This window comes from Pseudoalteromonas sp. SR45-6 (assembly GCF_014163545.1).
Classification (GTDB): Bacteria; Pseudomonadota; Gammaproteobacteria; order Enterobacterales; family Alteromonadaceae; genus Pseudoalteromonas; species Pseudoalteromonas rhizosphaerae.
In genome coordinates, this window is sequence record NZ_JACJDM010000023.1 from 14,232 (window position 1) to 33,525 (window position 19,294).

The following is a 19,294-nucleotide window of genomic DNA, read 5'->3' on the forward strand; positions in this document are numbered from 1 at the left end:
TAATCGCTTAATACCAATCGTGTTAAGTTACTAGCCATTTATAGCGACAGATAAATAGAGTGATAACAAGGCATAAATTTCGACATGTAGTTGTTCTACTTGAGAAATTCATAACGCAGTTAGCGCTTTATTTAGCACGCTAGAATGGTTAAATATTTAAGTCGATTGGTATAATAATGCGTCACATTTACGTGCATTTCTAACTCGTAATAGGAAAAGTTCATGGCCAAACAAACCATCACAGTGATCAAAGGCGACGGCATCGGTCCGAGTATTATTGATTCAGCCCTTGAGATCTTAACAGCCGCAGGGTGCGATTTTGATTATGAATTCGTTGATGCAGGTCTTGCAGCCCTAGAAAAGACCGGTGAATTATTACCACAAGATACCATTGATACTATTGCGCGTAATAAAATTACTCTTAAAGGCCCACTAACTACGCCAGTTGGTGAAGGTTTTACTTCAATCAATGTAACATTACGAAAGCAGTTTGGTTTATACGCCAATGTACGCCCAGTAAAGTCATTTGTTGGCACCAAAGCACGTTATGAAGACATTGATATCATCACGGTACGTGAAAATACGCAAGGTATGTATTCAGGTTTAGGCCAAGTGACATCAGAAGATGGCAACGAAGCACAAGCAATGTCTATGATCACCCGTGAAGGTGCTGAAAAAATCGTTACTTTTGCCTACGAACTAGCCGTGCGTGAAGGTCGTAAAAAAGTGACAGCGGTTCACAAAGCTAACATCTTAAAATCAACTTCAGGTTTATTCTTAAAAGTAGCTCGTGAAGTTGCTGAGCGTTATCCTGAAATTGAATCAACTGAAATGATTGTTGATGCAACCTGTATGAAACTGGTAATGAGCCCTGAAGAGTTTGACGTTATCGTTACTACAAACCTGTTTGGTGATATTTTATCTGATCTATGTGCTGGTCTAGTAGGCGGTTTGGGTATGGCACCTGGCGCTAACATCGGTGAAGATGCAGCAATCTTTGAAGCAGTTCATGGCAGCGCACCTGATATTGCTGGTAAAAACTTAGCAAATCCAACCTCTGTTATTTTGGCATCTATTCAAATGTTAGAGCATTTAGAAATGGGCGAAACTGCAGAGCGTATTCGCAGTGCTGTAGCTGACGTAATTAAATCGGGTGATCGTACCACTCGCGATTTAGGTGGCAGTCACGGTACTACTGACTTCACTCAAGCTGTTATCGACCGTTTATAAACCAAACCTAGATTATTAGCATTATAATAAAAGCCAGTATTTACTGGCTTTTTTGTCACTTAGTTTATGCTTGCCTCTTTGTTCGAAAACTGAGCGGTAGCAGTAACAATAACCAAAATATACTTCCGCCACTGGAGCCTGAACTGGCAACTTGTTTTTGCACTGTTACCATAAGCTTGCTAGACGGTAAGGTGTTTTTTATGCCTTTTGCAGAGGTATCAGTCACGATCAGTGTCACCGTATAACTTCCCGCTTGGCTATAAGTATGTGTAGGATTAGCACGTTGGCTTACAGCACTGTCATCTCCAAAATCCCAACTGTAAGTGTAATTATTAAACCCGCCTTTGGTATCACTGTTAAAATTAACCAGCAAATCTTTTGCACTGTAACTGGCCTGTGTTGTAAGTAATACATCTGCCGACACTTGGGTTGCAAAAGACTGCATAGCGCCATTTGCATCAGTTACAATAACGCTCAAGGTATAATCGCCACTGTATTCATAGCGGTAGTTAATGCTCTGCCCTTTCGCAGTTGAGCCATCACCTAATTGCCATGCATAGTCATAAGGTGCTTGACCACCTGATACAGTGACTTTTGCAGTAACATTGCCTTTCTCTATACTGGTATCCACACTAGAAATTGATAACGGCGCAGTAAGCACAAAAGTCATCGATTCTTGAAACTGCTGCCCTTGTTCATTAGTACGAGTAAAACCCACAGTGTAACTACCGTAATCGGCAAATTTATGATTTGGATTCAATTCATCACTACTTTGTCCATCACCAAACTGCCAGTTAAAACTATCGGTTGGGGTCAACGCCATTCCTTTAATTTCAAAACTCGCTTCGAGATCATTAGTAATTACATTGATCCCAGACTGTGGTGTATAGCCTAAATTCAATTCAATTGAGCTATTATTAATCGCTTGCTCAACAATAGAAAAATTAAAACCAAACGTTGAAACTTTTACACCAGAGGCCGGTTGCGTGGCAAAACTGTAATCATTATTATCATTAAACTCAGTGATTGCTGTTAACTGCGTATCGCCTAAACCTTGGCGCTGATCATAAAGACTAAAAGCAGCATCTCTTAACTGAATCGTAGTACTGGCAGGTGCGCTGCTATTACCTTTTGCAATGGCATTTTGATCGGCATCAACAACCAATATAAACCCTTCACCAATATGCTCAGGAGTATTATTATCTGTATACTGTTCATTAGCAGACCAAAGTAATAAACCCGGTGAATACTGCTCAACTTGTAAACCACTATCTATTCCTAAATAACTACGTAACTGTAAATAGTAATTGTGTGGTTTTGCATAGATGTGATCCCCCACTCGGCTAAAGCCATCAAGTTGTGCTTGTGTTGACTGCTCTGCATTATCTTGCCAAACGAAAGTATCACCTTGGCTAATGGTCATATCATCAACCACTAGACCAAAATAATGAGTATAAGTGTCCGTTTTATAGTTAAAACTAAGTGTGATTGTTTGACCAGCATAAGCTGATAAGTCAAAACGATGCCGTAAATAATTATTCGGCTGCTGAGCGTCATTTACTGAACTTGAAGACCCTGTTATATATGGACCAATGTCTCCATAAAATGGATTGACTGCTTGAGTATATTGCGAAGCAATAGGCTGTGCGTTTACTAATACTTGAGCATAATCATAATCCGTTTCAATGCTGTAATAGGCACTTAAATCAAGATAAGTAGGCTGCGTACTTGCTGGTAAATTAACTGTATATGTCATACTTTGTGAAACATTATCACCACTGCCAGAGTAGTATTGCAAGTGCCCTTCTACTGCTTGATAAAACGGTTGTAAGTTGGTTGGTAGGGTGATTTTTAACTGGTTTAATTCAGTTGATACCCCACTACTATGGCGAAGTATTTGCTGTTGATTGGTATCGATTTCGTCTAACGATATCGTCGTTTGATTAAGCCAGTTTCCTTGATAACGGTTTTGTAAGTACTCGAGTGCATAAGGACTGAACATCACCGGCTGTGAGCCACGAGGTGAGCCTGCCCAACTACCACCAGACATCACAGACCAAAGCGCAACTGGCTCCCCCAGCGCACTGCCGGTTAAATCATATTCATCAGGCAAACCTAAGTCGTGACCAAACTCATGTACCACCACGCCAATACCAGCATCGATAGGATTTATAGTATAACCAAATAAACGAATACTACTGCCATCAACCGCACTTGGCTGATTGTTTTGGTCGTACACATAAAAACGATGTGACCAAATTGCATCAGTACCCATTACGCCACCACCGGCTTCCTCACCTATACTCGAGTGGAAAATCATAACATGGTCAATAATCCCATCAGGTTCATTGGTGATCCCATCACCATCACGATCATCCAAATCTGTTAAATCATAATCGGCTAAATTAATATTAAATTTGGCTACGGCTTTTTCTACCGCTTCATGCACTAAACTAGGGGCATCAATATCATTATTACCCCCTTGGCGAGCCCCATAACTTTTCGCATCATTATCGGCTGTTACCCAGCCATAAACTTGACCCGTAAATGCTAAGCTTTCCCCTGAGGCTTGCTGATAGTATTGATACGCTGTTTGCAACGGTTGCTGCTGTGGACCTGAGTAACCATCAGTAGCGAACAACATTTGTTGGTAATGCTGCTGACTATAGCTTGAGTAGTACATATCGCTATCAACTGCGGCTAAGCCATTATCATCATGAGGTAAGTCAGGAAAATCAACCAATATAGCCAACACTTTTACGGTATTGTGCGTCGAGTTAGGTAACTGCGAAGACACACTCGCTAAGCGCTGAGCCATTTTTCGTTGTTGGGTTAAAACTTGAGGGTTAAGCTGCCGACGTGAATGCATCGATTCACCACGGCCAATATAATCAGACAATAATTTGTCATGCGCTATTTTATCGTCAAGCTGCCCGCGTTTATCTAACCAATATAAAATTCGCTCTTTGTTAACGACCCCAATATCAGTTGGGCTACTATTTTGTGGTTTTGCCACACTCTGTTGACTTAACAATGCCAAAGTCAGGCCACATAACAATTGTGAGTATTTCACAGGATCACCTATCAACAACTCCATAACGATAATAATAGCGAATAATTTATATACTTACATTACATTTATAGATATACAGTGAATATCGCCACGCTTCAAAAAAGCATAATTTCTTTGCTTTTAACGGTTAAAAATGCAATTTAAAGCAACTTTTAAATATAAAAACAATTAATTTGGAATTTTAATGCAACATTGCCGTTTTGGCTGTTGACATTAGCTGGCAAAACCTTTAAAAATAAGACTATTAAATTTGTAGACTAAATGAGTTATTCGGCTATCTCAGCGCAATAACTCATTTGAACTTATATAACAAATACCGAGAAGAAAAATAACGTTATGAAATATCAATTTCACCTAGTCACTGTACTCGTACTGGTCTTAGTTTTAAGCCCAGCGGGGATGTATTAGAAGGTGAAATAGCTTTTTAAAAACCCCCGCCCTAAGCGGGGGTTTTTTTATGCATTTAAATTATACGGTAATTGCACAGAATAAATGGGGAGTGCGTGCAATAGCACATTATTACTCATGATAATAATCAATCGGTAACAGGCACACAGAGGAATGAGGATGAGTACACAACAATATAATGGCTCCGAACTAGTTGTTCAGGCATTAAAGGCATTGAAGGTAAAATATATATTTGGCTACCCCGGTGGCTCAGTATTAGATCTTTATGATGCATTATTTCAGCAAGATGATGTTGAGCATATTTTAGTTCGTCATGAACAAGCAGCAACCCATATGGCTGATGGTTATGCACGTGCCACAGGTGAAGTGGGCGTAGTATTAGCAACATCAGGTCCAGGTGCGACAAACTGTATCACGGGGATCGCTACAGCCTATATGGATTCTATTCCTATGGTAGTGCTATCCGGTCAAGTGCCGACTAACTTAATTGGTGATGATGCATTTCAAGAAACCGATATTGTTGGTTGCTCTCGGCCAATCGTAAAACACAGTTTTAACTGTCGTAGCGCAAAAGATATTCCTAAAATTTTGGCTAAAGCATTTTATATTGCAAGTACTGGACGCCCAGGTCCTGTGGTCGTAGAACTGCCAAAAGATATGTTAAACCCTGCACTTAAATTTGATTTTGAGTTTCCAGCAACCACAGAGCTAAGAACCTATAGCCCAAATACCAAAGGCCACCCAAAGCAAATTCGCAAAGCCGTTGCCGCTATTTTAGAAGCTAAAAAACTGGTCATTTACTCTGGTGGCGGGATTATTATTTCTAACACTTCAGAGCAACTGACTCATTTGGTTGAATCACTCAATGCACCAATCACTAATACCTTAATGGGATTGGGCGGTATTTCCGGGGTTCACCCTAATTTCGTTGGTATGCTAGGTATGCACGGGAGCCTTGAAGCAAATAAGGCGATGGCAAATGCCGATGTGATCTTAGCTCTAGGCGCCCGATTTGATGACAGGGTAACCAATAACGTGAAGAAATTTTGTCCCAATGCGACGATTGTTCATGTTGATGTTGATCCGACCTCTATTTCAAAAACGATCAAAGCCCACATTCCAGTCGTCGGTTGTTTATCAACCGTACTTGAGCAATTACAGACAGCCATAGATAAAAGTCCAATCAAAATTGATCGTAGTGCTCAAGAAGATTGGTGGCGTCAGATCATTAGCTGGCGTGAACAAAAATGTTTAAGCTACAGCACCGCGGGCGATAATATAAAGCCTCAGGCCGTCATTGAAGCAATTTATAAAGCTACCAATGGTGATGCCTATATAAGCTCTGATGTAGGTCAGCATCAGATGTTTGCGGCGCAGTACTACCCGTTTAAAAACCCGCGCCAATGGATCAACTCAGGGGGTCTTGGCACTATGGGCTTTGGTCTGCCAGCGGCAATGGGAGTAAAACTTGCGTTCCCGGATAAAGAGTCAGTGTGTGTCACCGGTGATGGTTCGATTCAAATGAACATTCAAGAACTTTCGACATGTTTACAATATAACTTGGCTGTAAAAGTGGTGTCACTGAATAACCGCTCTCTGGGTATGGTGCGTCAATGGCAAGATATGGTCTATGGCGGTCGTCACTCATCGTCGTATATGGAATCGTTACCTGATTTCGTCAAACTTGCTGAAAGTTATGGCCATGTCGGTATTCGCGTTAATACTCTTGATGAACTACAGCCGGCAATCGATAAAGCCATGTCGATCACTGACCGTTTGGTGTTTTTAGATATTCTTGTTGATGAAAATGAACATGTATACCCAATGCAAATTAAGCTTGGAGCAGTTGATGAAATGTGGTTACGTAAAGGAGTGAAAGCATAATGCGTCGTATATTATCTATTTTACTTGAGAATGAACCAGGCTCATTGTCGCGTATTGTTGGCCTATTCTCACAACGAGCTTACAACATCGATAGTTTAACCGTTGGCACAACAGACGATCATTCTTTATCACGTATTACTATCACTACCATGGGTGATGACCGTGTGGTTGAGCAAATCACTAAACAGGTTAATAAATTAGTAGATGTATTAAAGATTATTGATCTAACTGAAATGGCGCATATTGAACGTGAGCTGCTATTAGTAAAAGTATTCGCTCAAGATGAAGCTAAAAGAGCGGCAGTAACGCGAGTGGTCGATGTATTCCAAGGTGCTATTTTAGACATGGGTCGCAACAGCTACACATTGCAGCTTGTTAGTAGCACAGATAAAATTGAATCGTTTTTAGATACCTTACGTCATGAGACAGACATAATTGAAGTTGTACGCTCTGGTGCGGTAGGTATTGGCCGCGGTGATAAAGCACTAAAAGCTTAAACCTTAGATTAATGAGTAGATACAAAAAAAGGGCTAATTAGCCCTTTTTTATTTAACCAATCTAATTGATTAAGGATTAACTTGATCTTTAAGACCTTTACCTGCTTTAAAGCTTGGGATAGTTGCCGCTGAAATTTGGATTTCGGCACCAGTTTGTGGGTTACGGCCAGTACGTGCAGCACGCTCTTTTACAGAGAAAGTACCAAAACCAACTAGTGCAACTGAATTACCTTCTTTTAAAGAAGAAGTAACAGCACCAGTGAATGCGTCAAGTGCACGTGTAGCTGCTGCTTTAGAGATTTCTGCATCAGTAGCGATTTTTTCAACTAATTGAGCTTTATTCATTTGTTAAATTCCTATTCGTTATTATTTTGCCTTCGCAAAACCTATCTTTATGCATTTTTTAAGTATTGGCAACAGCAAAATGCTTTTTTCGCGTAAATTCTTAAAAAATGAGTAAATTTTAAATAATTGCCGAAATAAATATTGATTTAAAGATTAACCAACAATGAATTTAAGCAGTATTTAATAAATCAATATGACAATTTGTTTATCATTCAACTTTTTCGATAACTAAGGTCACTTCCCCAACCTCAATGCCAAACTTATCAATAGCTGTACGGTTAATCAAGCGCGATTGTGTTACCAGATACATCCAATCATCTAAATTAACTTCAATGGTGTCATCTCCATAGGGTAATTTAAGGGTATATTGCCAATGAAATACACTGCCATTACTTTTTCCTTTCGCGATACCTATCACATCACCTGCAGTGCCAGTTAAAGTATTGTCAGCATTGAGTGTTATTTTCCACACTCGGCGTTGGGTTTCACCATCGTCGTAAACGAAATCTTCCTCTATAACGCCGTTATTGCCATCCCAACTCGCATTCATGTCAACGACCATCTTACGGGTTACTTCACCTTTAAAGTCTTGGACAACGCCATAGGCTTTCAATTTGCCATTAAAAAATTGTTTAAAATTAAATTCTGGCTGACTTCCTTGGTAATACTCAACATCTGGCGCAGCACAGCTACTTAATAAAAATGTGCAACTAAGTAAAAATAATATAGTAATTCGCTTCATGTTATTGCCCTATTAGTTGTTTTCGCATCTGTGGCTCAGAGGTATTAGCATCAAGCCAAATAGCTAAAAAGTCATCCGCAAAACCACTTTGCTCTATAGCCCCTAGCTTTTTATCATTAAAATAAAATGTGCCAATACCATTTTCATCCGTAATGAACGATAGCGATTCACCTTTTTTGATATCCGGCCAAAGCGCAGCTAACTGTGCATCGTATTTTTTAATGATCTCTTTTTTGCCCAAATGCTGCCATTGTTCGTTCGTCGCTTTGATTATGTCCTTGGCAGCAAAATCGCGTAAATAGGTCAATGTCAGTTTAGTGGGGTGATTGCTAAACTGATAGCTCCCCGATGGGGTTGCTAACTGCGCCTGATAAACATCCCAAAATAGATACTCAAAACGAGCCTCACCGACCACTTTAAAATCAGCAGCAAAGCTTCGGCTGCATACCAATACACTTAAAATAATTAGCCCTTTAGTTAATCTTGCTATCATTACCGGACTCCAAATTTCTAAGTTAAATAGTTACACCTGTATGTTCATTTATGTTCAGAAACTAACAGGTACTTTTTGCTGTATGTATTTATAATCCTGATAAAATTGAACATAAACGACCAAGCTAAACCATATATAAGCCAAAATTGCCAAACTACAGGATGAACCTCTAACGCCCCAAAGCGTGCACCAGCAATATAACTTGCGGGGGCAAAAACTGCACAGAGCAACAGCGCTAAATACCAAGGCGTGCGATGCAAAAATTGCATTGATGTATTGATGGTTAACAGTAAAGCACACCAAAGTAATACAAACCACAATGGAAAGGGCGATATACTAAAAGATAAAAAGCCAACCTCAACCATCAAATATTCAAAGCTTAACGAGATCATTAAGCCATAGCACAGTAACAGCATATCTTGTTGCTTTTGTTGCGACAGACATAACATCACTATGATGATTAATAAAATCGGTATGATAGCGCGCTGCTCAAGGAATAATGCTAAAAACCACACTCCTTGAAACAGCAAAAAATTAATAACTGAGCGCAATGTCATCACTTGAATGGTTAAAACGCGGTTTACGGGCAACTAAATGCACTGTACTGGTTACTCGCGCCCTAAATGCGCCTTCACAGTAAGCTAAGTAAAATAACCATAATCGATAAAAGCGCTGGTCAAACTTAACTTTGTCGATTTCTGGCCAGCTTGCGATAAACCGTGTGCGCCAATCAGCTAAGGTTCTTGCATAATGAACGCCGATATCGTTAATGCTGTGTACCACCATGTCTGATTGACTTTTTATTTGCTTATTCATTTCATCAATACACGGTAAACAACCACCAGGGAAGATATACTGCTGAATAAAATCAGAATTTTTCAGGTAATGTTGATAGCGTTGATCAGCAATTGTAATTGCTTGGATCAGCATTGCACCACTGTCTTTGAGTAAGTCATTACATTTTTTGAAAAAGCTGGGTAGGTATTCATGACCAACCGCTTCTATCATTTCTATTGACACTAGCTTATCGTAACTGCCTTCGAGTAAACGATAATCTTGTTTCAATAAGGTTATCTTATCTTCAAGCCCCAACTGGATAATTTTTTCTGCCACAAACGCATGTTGCTCATCAGAAATAGTTGTAGTAGTAACGTGGCAGTCATAATGTGTTGCAGCATGAATGGCAAACGCTCCCCACCCTGTGCCAATTTCAATAACCGTTTCACCGGGTTGTAAATCTACTTGTTGGCAGATTAAATCAAGCTTATGACTTTGTGCTTGCTCAAGAGAAGCATCTTTTGATGGGTAGACAGCGCTTGAGTAAAGCATTTCAGTGCTTAAAAATGATGAATACAACTCATTGCCTAAATCGTAATGAGCAACAATGTTTTTCTTTGAACCTTGCTCAGAATTTTTGTTTTTACGGTGATTTATTCGATTGTAAAGATTACTAATAAACGCAAACTTACGTTCAAATTGGTCCAGTTGAGCCTGATTAATGGCAAAAATTTCAATCAACTGAGTTAAGTTAGTACATTCCCACTGGCCCAAAATATAAGCTTCGCCAGCTCCGACACTGCCAGAGAGCGCAAATGCTTTATACATTGCCGGATTATTAACAACTACTTTAGCCTGCAAGTGACTTTGAGGATCACCAAAGTGTTGAACGTCGTTACCATCAACTAGGGTAATTGCGCCAACTTCAATGCTATCAAACGCACCAATGACTAACTTTTTATACAGCTTACTTAACAAGCTACTTGATGCGTTATCAGCTAAACTGGATATTTTTTCCATCTCATGACCTTCGTTATTTTAGCTAATCAATTCTTGCCTGAGTGACCTAAAAAAGGCACTCGCTTACAAAATAGTTTAAACGCCTGTACGTAAATTCCTTTCATCACAGTGATGGTCATGGCAGGAAAACGTTTCAGTAACGCAGTAACCGCAGCACGACTGAGTGACTGGCGTTGTAAACGCAAACTGGCAGTAAATAATAGCGTATTATCTTTTTTATTTTCTATATGGATCATAGTATTGTGCTTTGTTAAACGCACTTTCCAGTGGTAATCCATATCTAAACTCATAAATGGTGATACGGAGAAAGCCTTTTTAAAGTTCACTTTCCTGTGTAAATCAACCAAGTAATAGTGTCGCTCGTTCCAGGGGGTATTACTCACTTCAGCAACCATATAGGGAAAATCGCCATCAGCCGTTTCATAGAAGAAAAAGTTAACTGGGCTAAAATACACCCCAAAACAGCGCAGCTGTCCGAGCATATAGACATTACTAAACGGAGCAGTAATCCCCAGCTCGACAATTTTATTAATTGCTCGTTGTTTGATTGGTTGTTGAGTATCTAAATCACGATTAAGATAATCGGATTGTTTAAATTTAAGTGCTTTAAAGCCTGTTGTTCCAAGCCAAGGGTGAACACCATCAAGTTGCTGAGGAGCATTAAGATCAACCCACATCATGTACAACTGATAATTAAAGCTATGCGCTTTAATTGCTAATCGGTGATGACGAACATCACCGATTAAAAGTGCACTATTCAAATTCAACCCCAAGTTTGCGAGCAACATCTACAGCGCTTTTCACGCCGTCTTCGTGAAATCCGTTATACCAATAAGCGCCACAAAAATAACTGTTGTTGGCTCCATCAATAAGCTGTTTCTGTTGCTGAGCAGCAATAGACGTTTTATTGAATACTGGATGATGATACGTAAATTCTCGGAGTATTTTAGTTTTATCAATTCCTTCGCGGTGATTAAGCGTGACACAAAATTGCGTTTTGCTTGTTATGCCTTGCAAAATATTCATTTGATAAGTTACAACAGCAGCTTTATCAAGATTATCGGTAAGTAGATAATTCCAACTTGCCCATGCGGCTTTACGTTTTGGCAGCAAAGCAGTGTCAGTATGCAAAATCACTGAATTTTCAGTGTAGGGAATGGCTGATAAAATTGCTTTTTCATCTGTGCTTGGGTTTTCAAGTAAAGCGAGAGCTTGATCAGAATGACAAGCAAAAATCACTTTATCAAATTGCTCAACAGTACCATTTTTCAATCGGATCAACACCTGCTCCGGGGTGCGAAAAATAGACTGTATATCCGTGTTCAATTTTATTTTATCTTTAAAACCACTGATCAATGGATTGATATATTCCCTTGAGCCACCGGGAATAACATACCACTGCGGACGATTAGTAATATCTAATAAGCCATGATTGAAAAAGAATTTTACAAAAAACTCAACGCCAACATTACTCATTTCTTTAATACTTGTTGACCAGATAGCTGCGCCCATTGGCAAAATATAATGGTAACGAAAAAAATCATTAAAACCGTGTTGGTCGAGCAACTGACCTAGCATCTGCTCACTTTGGTAGTCGTTGTCATGATATAGTTTTTTACACAAGGTGTTAAAACGCACAATATCACTAAGTAACTTCCAAAAACGCGGACGAAATATATTGCGCTTTTGAGCAAACAAACTGGCAAAAGTGTGGCCATTGTATTCAAAACCAGTTTGCTGATTATGCACACTAAAACTCATTTCTGTCGGTTGTCGTTCAACGCCGATGCGCTTTAACAGCTTTTCAAAATAAGGGTAAGTGCGATCATTAAAAACAATAAAGCCAGTATCAATAGCACGCTTAACACCATCAACCTGTATATCTATCGTTGCGGTGTGCCCACCAATGTAGTTGTTTTTTTCAAATACCGTAATATCATACTTTTTGTGCAACAAATGCGCGCAGCTTAATCCTGCAATTCCAGAACCTATAATTGCTATTTTTTTCAACGACTTAATCCTTTTGCAAGCATGAGCCAAATTGGCAGCGGCAACATGCGTAAACATTTTAAAATAAGGGTAAAACGATAAGGAAAATGCACCTCTTTGCGGCGCTTAGCGACCCCTTTGATAATATAATTTGCCGCTTTTTCTGCAGTAACTGCCATTGGCATTGGAAAATCGTTTTTTTGAGTCAACGGTGTTTTAACAAAGCCTGGATGCACTAAGGTTACGTCAATATCAGCTAAATCAATGGCTAAACTTTTTGCTAAGTAACTGACCCCAGCTTTTGATGCGCCATATGCTTGTGAGCGCGGTAACGGTAAATAAGTTACGCTTGAACTGACAATCACCAACTGACCACCGGACTTTATCCTCGGTAGTAAAGCCTCAAGACAGTAACCCATCGAAAGCAAATTAGTAGTAACAACGCGGGTAAACAATGCACTGTCAAAATTATGCGCATCATCGATATACTCACAATTGCCAGCATTAAGAATAACGCGATCAAATTGCGTATAAGCAACAGTGCTACTTCGTATTTCTTGTAAATCAGTAGCGTCAAACTGACAACTTTCAATATTCGTTAGTTGCGCAAGTTCGTTTAGTTTTTCTTGGTTACGCCCACAAGCGATCACTGTATCCCCGGCTTGCGCATACAGTTTCGCAAGTTGTTCACCAATACCTGATGTTGCACCTGTTATAAGCGTGATCATTATTCCGCTGCCTTATTATCTATGTATTTAATAATTGAACCGAGAATAGGGATATGTCGATAAAGTAATGCACCAGCATCAAAGTAGTCTTTATGAAGGCTGATTTTGTCACCAGTAAATGTTAACTTGCTATGGCCTGCTACGGCTATTTGCTGGCCATTACTAAGCTTTGGATGGCGATAATACATAGTCCAGTAAACAAAAGCATTATCGCCTACACTAACAGCATCACTGATATCAAACGTGCATTCAATAACATTACTATAAAGTTTAGCAAAATATTGATGTAAGTCAGCTAAACCATCGACTTCATGCAATGGATCAGAAAAGTGAATGTCTGCAGCATAAATATCACTCAGTAAATGTAGATTTTCTTTACTTAGCTTTTGGTATATCGCGATAAATTTATCTGTTCTGTGGTTGCTCATATCATACCTTAAATGCATCAAGCGCTCGTAAGCGAGCCGTTTTATGATCAACGATTGCTGGCCAATAAACTGCTTTTGCTTTGCCGCTTTTCGCTAAATATTCATGTGGAAAATGAATTTGCTTATTCGGCACATTTTCCAACTCCGGTATATATTTACGAATAAAATCACCATCAGGATCAAATCGCTCACTTTGAGTAATCGGGTTGAATATTCTAAAGTATGGCTGGGCATCGCACCCGGTACTTGCAGCCCATTGCCAACCGCCGTTGTTAGACGCTAAATCGCCATCGATCAAATGCTGCATAAAGAAACGTTCACCTTTACGCCAATCAATTAACAAGTGTTTGGTAAGAAAACTGGCAACTACCATTCGTAAGCGATTATGCATCCAGCCAGTTTGAATAAGCTGCCTCATAGCGGCATCAACAAGCGGGTAGCCTGTTTTACCTTCACACCAAGCAGTGAAATCAGCCTCATCAGTTCGCCACTTTACTGGGTCATATTTCTCATTAAAATTGTTATATTTATTAAGTTTTGGATAAGCCACAATTAAATGACGATAAAACTCACGCCACACTAACTCGTTGACCCAAGTAAATAAATTGCTTTTAGAGCTACTTAAAACATCGACATATTGTTGCTGTACAAGAGCAATTAATTGCTGAACGCTGACAATTCCTAAAGCTAAATACGGACTTAAGCCTGATGTGCCTTTAATACTTGGAATATCTCGCTGATCTTTATAACTGAGTAATTTATCGCTGATAAAGCGGGCACAGATTTGACTTAATGACGCATCATCAACTGGCCACTTATGTGAGGAATCATCACCGGTAAGTAACGCTGAACCTTGCCAAGGTATTGGGCTAAACATTGTCGGGGGGGCTTGAAAATAAAAATGAGTATCTTGATATTGCTTTAGCCAGGCATTTTTAAAAGGGGTGAACACCTTAAACATCTCACCACTTTGATTCAGTACCGTTCCAGGCGGTGCAACCACGTCACCATCAAACAAGGTGACTGATACTTTAAGTTCATCAGTATGATGTAAAAATGCGTTATCGCGCTCAACTTCATTAATTTCATATTCTTTATTGGCAAATAACTGCGTTACTGAATGTCGCTGGCAGAATTCGCTTAACTGCTGCACACATCCTGCGTAATTACCCGCTTCAATGATATGCAAGGTGATGCCATTATCAGCTAGTAACTGACCTAAGAAGTTTAACCTTCGTTTTAGCAAATCAATTTGTATTGAAGCAACACCATGGCGTTGCCATTGTTGCTCAGTGATAAAAAATATAGCGTCTTTACAACCATTGTCGATTGCTTGATAAAGGGCATGATTATTAAAAAGGCGCAAATCGCGCCTAAACCAAAATACAGTGTTCATTAAATTCCGTAGCGTAATTTTAGTTCGTGAGGATAAGGGTTGAAGTAAACTTGCTTTGCTAAGTATTCGTTTGGATGTACTTTCAAATGATGTTTTAAGAGTGTCAGCGGTACATACAGCGGCACTAAACCTGAGCGATATTCATCAATTGCATCTCGTAACTCTTCTTTTTCAATTTTGGATAAATGTTTTTTAAAGTAGCCTTGTAAGTGCATTAAAGTATTGCTGTTATTTTTGCGTGATGCAGGTCTTTTCAGCGCTGCCATTAAACCTGCAATATAATCGTCAGCAAGCTGCTCAAAATCATCGCCAACATAGGTGCCCAGTAAATTACCAAGATCTTTATATGCCTGATAATTGTGAGCCATTAACAAATACTTATATTGCGCATGAAACTGCGTTAACCTATGCAGGGTTGCTGGCTGTTGACGCAATAATTGCCAGTTTTTATAAGTAAACACTCGCATTACAAAGTTTTCACGCAAGTGCATATCATTTAAACGACCATTTTCTTCACACGGTAACAATGGGTTGTGAGCCATAATTTGCGCAGCAAAAAAGCCCACGCCTTCAGATGTATTACCGGTGCCTGCTTCATTGTATATTTTGATCCGTTCCATGCCGCAGCTTGGACTTTTAGCACAAAAAACAAAGCCGCTTAATTGTGCAGCCTGCTCTGTGGCAACTTTTTTACCATATTCTGTCAATTGTGGGCCAACATCACCACTGCCGTCAGGACGGCACACTTTAATAGTTGTGCCTACTTTAACTTGTCTAATTGTCGGTCTTGGGATCGGTAAACCTACCGCCACTTCGGGACAAAAGCGTTTATATTCAACGTGTTTTGCGAATTCATCCATGCAAAAATTTGATTTTTTATGGCCACTATCAAACCGAACTTTCTCACCTGCAAGGCATGCACTTATGCCTATTTGAATAGTCGATTGCTGCATATACACTCCTAGTAAATCAAATTGCCAATTGGATTGAGTAACTTACTCAGTCCTTTATTAAAGTGTAGAGCACTACTGACTACTGTGTAACATAAACAGCCTTTTTCTGTGATCGGAGTGTGTTGATGACGACCATCGAGCCACATAAAGTCGCCAGGCACATAATGGTCGTCTTCATCACTAAACTCACCATCGAGTAATAAAGTCAGTTCAAAACCAGTGTGTGTATGTTCAGGGATTTCCCCACCGGCATCTATGTGTAGCAAACTCGAACGTAGCGCGCCATCATCGAGAGCGATACGAGAACGTGATAACTTACCCATTTGCATAAACTTACCATGTGAAATACGGGCAAGAGCACGGGGCAATTGATAATTTTGCTGATTGACAAGGATAGTTTGTGGCGTCACTTTATATACATCATCAACACTATCGTCAGCGGTAATTGCATCAAGTAATGATAGTTCATCAATAGCTAAATCTGTAGTTTGCAGTTGTTCATTATGATGCGCAAACACATCTACAGCATTTTTCGCTTCAATGCGTTGCACTTTATCTTTACAGCAACTACACATGTCAAGATGAATAGCGACAGCAACACTGATACTCGCCGGTAATGACGCATTACAATACTGCGCTAATAGCGCATCACTTGGGTGATGTTTAATCATTGCGGTCTCCCATTTCATTGCGTAATTTTTGTAACGCTAAACGTAAACGTGACTTCACAGTACCAATTGGAATATTCAATTGATCTGCAAGTTGCTCTTGTGACATATCTTGAAAATAAACGCCTTTAACAACATCGCGTTGAGCTTGAGGTAATTTATCGAGGTAATTTTTGATTTGCTGGTTTTCAAGATGATCACTAAATTCATGGTCGGCATTATCATGTTGCTCAACTAGCGGCCAAATATCTTCGCTAATATTGTCTTCTTTGTTACTTTTCATTTTTCTGAGCATATCAAATGATGCGTTACGCATTACGGTATATACCCACGTTGTAGCTGCACCTTTATCATTATTATAAAGATGTGCTTTTCGCCACACTGAGGTAAGGGTGTCTTGCACTAATTCCATCGCTTGCGCTTCTGAATTAAATTGCTTAATACCGAAGCGTTTTATTTTCGGTGAAAAGTACGCAAATAAATAAGCAAAAGCCTGTTTATCACGATTAGCTGCAACCGCAGATAATGCATCTGCAAGTTCTTTGCTTGGCGTTTGTGGCATGGCAGTGTAATTACCTGTGTTAGGTTCACAACGTGTTGAAAGTTGTTGACTTACCATCATAATATTCCTATTAGTGTTCTTGCATATGCAATACGCAAAGCAACTAAAATAAGATCATATTAATTAGGAAAATTCGTTATTAATCACAGTATGAAGGAAAGAGTGGATATTCGCAAAGTCCGATTTAAAGGCAAGCTGTTGTTTTTTATCAATTGAAATAGGTAATAATTCAAGCCATCTTGCAAGCACCCAGTTTAGATCATCAAAGTGTGTCTGGCGGTATAAATCGGTTAACTCTAGATTAGCAGCAAACAACTGCTCTAGTGCCGATACTAAATATGAATCATCGCGCTCTAAGTTGTGAGGTTGTTCAAACCAAAGAGATGTTTTAGGTGCAGATAGCTGACCGAAACGCAGTTGCTGTTTATCTTGAGTTATATCAGTTAACTCAACCACAGATTTGGCCACCACATCAATTAATAGTTGTCCTTGTTGATCTTGTGAAAAGTCAATAATATCAACTAAGCATCCATACTTAGGAACGTTGAGATAACTATCAACATCGTACTGGCAAAGTACGAAACCATGATCATTTTTAAGTGATTCTTTAACCATATCAAGATAGCGAGGTTCGAAGATACGTAACCGCGTATACCCGCTTGGTAGAATAAATACCGGTAATGGAAAGATTGCACGTTTCATAAGGCTTACTACATCAGTTTAACTATGCATTACGTTACGTGCACCGCAGCAAATAAGATCAACGTTACTGATTATTACTTATCGCTATCCCCTTAGCCTATGTTTAACCACTGCCCTACGTTGCGTAATAATTCAACTGAGGCATACACACTTAATAAGCTCACTACAGGTGCTAACATTAAAGCTAATAATCCTAATTCGCTGCTCATTGCCTTAATCCTCAACTTTTACTGCATTGCTAGTTGCAACGAGTTGTGATGTATTTTCCGCAACTTTAGCTGATTGCTCACTATGCTGTGAAAGCAGTTCAGTTAACATTTTTTGCGAATCACTAAACAATGACTGTTTTAATTTGCTTTGTAATTCATCACTCGTACTTTCAATATAATGTGCAATGCTGTTTGATAGCGTTTGAGTGATATCTAATTGACCGTCATTTGCACTTGCTTGTGTAGAACCAACAACCAAAAGTGCTGCAACAGATAATTTAATAATGCTTTTCATGATGGTATTCCCTATTGTGTTATTAAGTTAGTCGCTATTACTTAATCAAAGGTTGTGCCAACCACGAAATAAATTTTAACCAATTGTTTTTTATGCACTTTAAATCACATAAGTGCATAACCTTTTGATGATGTGAATTTTAAAACCATTCAAAGTGGTTAAAAATACTAAAATATAGTCAATAAATAAGCATTGAAAGTTTCAGCGTACACTTGTACACTCAAACCCATATTAATGTTTTACGATGAGTATGTGATGTCGGTTGAACCCGCTTATTCTAAAAAAGAAGAGCAACTTAATAGCTTGTCTCACGGCGCAGGCGTTGTATTTTCACTGTTTGTATTGTGGGAGCTTACCGGCAAGATACACACGATTGAAGCAACGGTCAGTGCAATTATTTATGGCGGTAGTTTATTGTTGCTGTTTTTATCATCTACGCTTTATCACAGCAGTAGCAGCATAGGTGCGCGGGCTTTTTATAAAAAATGTGACCACTGTGCTATTTATATTTTGATTGCAGGCACTTACACCCCTTTTTTAGTACTCTCATTAACCGGAATTTGGTCGATTTTAACGCTGGTATTTATATGGTCTTTAGCACTTGGCGGAGTGTGCTATAAATTAATGGTGAAAAAACAAAACAAAAAGGTGTCTTTATCAACATATTTATTAATGGGTTGGTTTGCAGTTGCAATTGTCTACCCGCTTTATTTAAATGTGCCAGTAAATGCACTATGGTGGTTACTCAGTGGAGGGATTTTGTATAGTCTCGGCACACTCTTTTATAGTGCTAAAAGTCGTCAATATAGCCACGCACTTTGGCATGTATTTGTGATTGCAGGCTGTGTTTGTCACTATATTGCAATCAGCCGCTATATTATTACGGTCGGTTAAA

General features: G+C 39.2%; 20 protein-coding genes. 4 read left to right on the forward strand and 16 right to left on the reverse strand.

Annotated features, from left to right (window positions below; all coding sequences use genetic code 11):
* The first annotated feature begins 222 nt into the window (after positions 1–222).
* The gene (locus H5158_RS11470) at positions 223–1,230 is read left to right on the forward strand and encodes an isocitrate dehydrogenase (RefSeq protein WP_182718661.1); all 1,008 of its coding nucleotides are present in this window, start codon (positions 223–225) and stop codon (positions 1,228–1,230) included.
* A gap of 64 nt (positions 1,231–1,294) precedes the next feature.
* Here the strand turns inward: H5158_RS11470 and H5158_RS11475 are convergent, their stop codons facing one another.
* The gene (locus H5158_RS11475) at positions 1,295–4,327 is read right to left on the reverse strand and encodes an immune inhibitor A domain-containing protein (protein ID WP_182740054.1); all 3,033 of its coding nucleotides are present in this window, start codon (positions 4,325–4,327) and stop codon (positions 1,295–1,297) included.
* A 543-nt stretch (positions 4,328–4,870) separates the two neighbouring features.
* Between H5158_RS11475 and H5158_RS11480 the strand changes: the two genes are divergently transcribed.
* Positions 4,871–6,595, forward strand: a complete 1,725-nt coding sequence (locus tag H5158_RS11480; protein ID WP_182740055.1) for an acetolactate synthase 3 large subunit — start codon at positions 4,871–4,873, stop codon at positions 6,593–6,595.
* Positions 6,595–7,092: an acetolactate synthase small subunit gene (gene ilvN, locus H5158_RS11485; RefSeq protein WP_149980181.1), complete on the forward strand. Its 498-nt coding sequence runs from the start codon at positions 6,595–6,597 to the stop codon at positions 7,090–7,092. Before H5158_RS11480 ends, ilvN begins: the two co-directional genes overlap by 1 nt.
* Positions 7,093–7,161: 69 nt before the next feature.
* On the opposite strand, the gene H5158_RS11490 is transcribed toward ilvN, so the two are convergent.
* The 15 genes from H5158_RS11490 to H5158_RS11560 form a co-directional block, all read right to left on the reverse strand.
* Positions 7,162–7,437 (reverse strand): HU family DNA-binding protein, encoded by a 276-nt coding sequence (locus H5158_RS11490; RefSeq protein WP_145235830.1) that lies wholly within the window; start codon positions 7,435–7,437, stop codon positions 7,162–7,164.
* Between the two features lie 208 nt (positions 7,438–7,645).
* A complete protein-coding gene (locus tag H5158_RS11495; protein ID WP_149980180.1) occupies positions 7,646–8,179 on the reverse strand; it encodes a DUF3833 domain-containing protein in 534 nt (177 codons plus the stop codon).
* A 1-nt stretch (position 8,180) separates the two neighbouring features.
* Positions 8,181–8,672 carry a chalcone isomerase family protein gene (locus tag H5158_RS11500; protein WP_182740056.1) on the reverse strand — a complete coding sequence of 164 codons (492 nt, stop codon included), beginning with the start codon at positions 8,670–8,672 and terminating at the stop codon, positions 8,181–8,183.
* Positions 8,673–8,716: 44 nt separating this feature from the next.
* Positions 8,717–9,229 carry a DUF2878 domain-containing protein gene (locus tag H5158_RS11505; protein ID WP_182718658.1) on the reverse strand — a complete coding sequence of 171 codons (513 nt, stop codon included), beginning with the start codon at positions 9,227–9,229 and terminating at the stop codon, positions 8,717–8,719.
* The gene (locus tag H5158_RS11510; RefSeq protein WP_182718657.1) at positions 9,207–10,469 is read right to left on the reverse strand and encodes a cyclopropane-fatty-acyl-phospholipid synthase family protein; all 1,263 of its coding nucleotides are present in this window, start codon (positions 10,467–10,469) and stop codon (positions 9,207–9,209) included. Before H5158_RS11510 ends, H5158_RS11505 begins: the two co-directional genes overlap by 23 nt.
* 26 nt (positions 10,470–10,495) lie before the next feature.
* Positions 10,496–11,230 carry a DUF1365 domain-containing protein gene (locus H5158_RS11515; RefSeq protein ID WP_182740057.1) on the reverse strand — a complete coding sequence of 245 codons (735 nt, stop codon included), beginning with the start codon at positions 11,228–11,230 and terminating at the stop codon, positions 10,496–10,498.
* Complete coding sequence (locus H5158_RS11520) at positions 11,223–12,479, reverse strand: NAD(P)/FAD-dependent oxidoreductase (RefSeq protein ID WP_182718655.1); 1,257 nt, start codon at positions 12,477–12,479, stop codon at positions 11,223–11,225. The genes H5158_RS11515 and H5158_RS11520 overlap by 8 nt, the downstream gene beginning before the upstream one ends.
* A complete protein-coding gene (locus H5158_RS11525; RefSeq protein ID WP_182718654.1) occupies positions 12,476–13,186 on the reverse strand; it encodes an SDR family NAD(P)-dependent oxidoreductase in 711 nt (236 codons plus the stop codon). Before H5158_RS11525 ends, H5158_RS11520 begins: the two co-directional genes overlap by 4 nt.
* Positions 13,186–13,614: a nuclear transport factor 2 family protein gene (locus H5158_RS11530; protein ID WP_145235859.1), complete on the reverse strand. Its 429-nt coding sequence runs from the start codon at positions 13,612–13,614 to the stop codon at positions 13,186–13,188. The genes H5158_RS11525 and H5158_RS11530 overlap by 1 nt, the downstream gene beginning before the upstream one ends.
* A gap of 1 nt (position 13,615) precedes the next feature.
* Positions 13,616–15,010, reverse strand: coding sequence for a deoxyribodipyrimidine photo-lyase (phrB, locus tag H5158_RS11535; RefSeq protein ID WP_182740058.1), 1,395 nt, complete (start codon positions 15,008–15,010; stop codon positions 13,616–13,618).
* On the reverse strand, positions 15,010–15,963 hold the full coding sequence (locus H5158_RS11540) for a DUF523 and DUF1722 domain-containing protein (RefSeq protein ID WP_145235868.1): 954 nt from the start codon (positions 15,961–15,963) through the stop codon (positions 15,010–15,012). Before H5158_RS11540 ends, phrB begins: the two co-directional genes overlap by 1 nt.
* Positions 15,964–15,971: 8 nt before the next feature.
* Positions 15,972–16,634 (reverse strand): ChrR family anti-sigma-E factor, encoded by a 663-nt coding sequence (locus H5158_RS11545; protein ID WP_182718652.1) that lies wholly within the window; start codon positions 16,632–16,634, stop codon positions 15,972–15,974.
* Positions 16,627–17,250 carry a sigma-70 family RNA polymerase sigma factor gene (locus H5158_RS11550; RefSeq protein WP_182740069.1) on the reverse strand — a complete coding sequence of 208 codons (624 nt, stop codon included), beginning with the start codon at positions 17,248–17,250 and terminating at the stop codon, positions 16,627–16,629. The genes H5158_RS11545 and H5158_RS11550 overlap by 8 nt, the downstream gene beginning before the upstream one ends.
* A 66-nt stretch (positions 17,251–17,316) precedes the next feature.
* Positions 17,317–17,895 carry an LON peptidase substrate-binding domain-containing protein gene (locus H5158_RS11555; protein ID WP_182718651.1) on the reverse strand — a complete coding sequence of 193 codons (579 nt, stop codon included), beginning with the start codon at positions 17,893–17,895 and terminating at the stop codon, positions 17,317–17,319.
* 213 nt (positions 17,896–18,108) lie between these two features.
* Positions 18,109–18,399: a hypothetical protein gene (locus H5158_RS11560; RefSeq protein ID WP_149980170.1), complete on the reverse strand. Its 291-nt coding sequence runs from the start codon at positions 18,397–18,399 to the stop codon at positions 18,109–18,111.
* Between the two features lie 255 nt (positions 18,400–18,654).
* Between H5158_RS11560 and trhA the strand changes: the two genes are divergently transcribed.
* The gene (gene trhA / locus H5158_RS11565; protein ID WP_182740059.1) at positions 18,655–19,293 is read left to right on the forward strand and encodes a PAQR family membrane homeostasis protein TrhA; all 639 of its coding nucleotides are present in this window, start codon (positions 18,655–18,657) and stop codon (positions 19,291–19,293) included.
* The last annotated feature ends 1 nt before the right edge of the window (position 19,294 follow it).

What these genes read in the sequence shown, in the direction of transcription:
- H5158_RS11475 (WP_182740054.1), bottom strand. Translation starts at nt 4,327, where the DNA reads ATGGAGTTGTTGATAGGTGATCCTGTGAAATACTCACAATTGTTATGT.
- H5158_RS11545 (WP_182718652.1), bottom strand. Translation starts at nt 16,634, where the DNA reads ATGATTAAACATCACCCAAGTGATGCGCTATTAGCGCAGTATTGTAAT.
- H5158_RS11500 (WP_182740056.1), bottom strand. Translation starts at nt 8,672, where the DNA reads ATGATAGCAAGATTAACTAAAGGGCTAATTATTTTAAGTGTATTGGTA.
- H5158_RS11510 (WP_182718657.1), bottom strand. Translation starts at nt 10,469, where the DNA reads ATGGAAAAAATATCCAGTTTAGCTGATAACGCATCAAGTAGCTTGTTA.
- H5158_RS11560 (WP_149980170.1), bottom strand. Translation starts at nt 18,399, where the DNA reads ATGAAAAGCATTATTAAATTATCTGTTGCAGCACTTTTGGTTGTTGGT.
- H5158_RS11540 (WP_145235868.1), bottom strand. Translation starts at nt 15,963, where the DNA reads ATGCAGCAATCGACTATTCAAATAGGCATAAGTGCATGCCTTGCAGGT.
- H5158_RS11470 (WP_182718661.1), top strand. Translation starts at nt 223, where the DNA reads ATGGCCAAACAAACCATCACAGTGATCAAAGGCGACGGCATCGGTCCG.
- H5158_RS11550 (WP_182740069.1), bottom strand. Translation starts at nt 17,250, where the DNA reads ATGGTAAGTCAACAACTTTCAACACGTTGTGAACCTAACACAGGTAAT.
- trhA (WP_182740059.1), top strand. Translation starts at nt 18,655, where the DNA reads ATGTCGGTTGAACCCGCTTATTCTAAAAAAGAAGAGCAACTTAATAGC.
- H5158_RS11490 (WP_145235830.1), bottom strand. Translation starts at nt 7,437, where the DNA reads ATGAATAAAGCTCAATTAGTTGAAAAAATCGCTACTGATGCAGAAATC.
- H5158_RS11530 (WP_145235859.1), bottom strand. Translation starts at nt 13,614, where the DNA reads ATGAGCAACCACAGAACAGATAAATTTATCGCGATATACCAAAAGCTA.
- H5158_RS11505 (WP_182718658.1), bottom strand. Translation starts at nt 9,229, where the DNA reads ATGACATTGCGCTCAGTTATTAATTTTTTGCTGTTTCAAGGAGTGTGG.
- H5158_RS11495 (WP_149980180.1), bottom strand. Translation starts at nt 8,179, where the DNA reads ATGAAGCGAATTACTATATTATTTTTACTTAGTTGCACATTTTTATTA.
- phrB (WP_182740058.1), bottom strand. Translation starts at nt 15,010, where the DNA reads ATGAACACTGTATTTTGGTTTAGGCGCGATTTGCGCCTTTTTAATAAT.
- H5158_RS11525 (WP_182718654.1), bottom strand. Translation starts at nt 13,186, where the DNA reads ATGATCACGCTTATAACAGGTGCAACATCAGGTATTGGTGAACAACTT.
- H5158_RS11480 (WP_182740055.1), top strand. Translation starts at nt 4,871, where the DNA reads ATGAGTACACAACAATATAATGGCTCCGAACTAGTTGTTCAGGCATTA.
- H5158_RS11555 (WP_182718651.1), bottom strand. Translation starts at nt 17,895, where the DNA reads ATGAAACGTGCAATCTTTCCATTACCGGTATTTATTCTACCAAGCGGG.
- ilvN (WP_149980181.1), top strand. Translation starts at nt 6,595, where the DNA reads ATGCGTCGTATATTATCTATTTTACTTGAGAATGAACCAGGCTCATTG.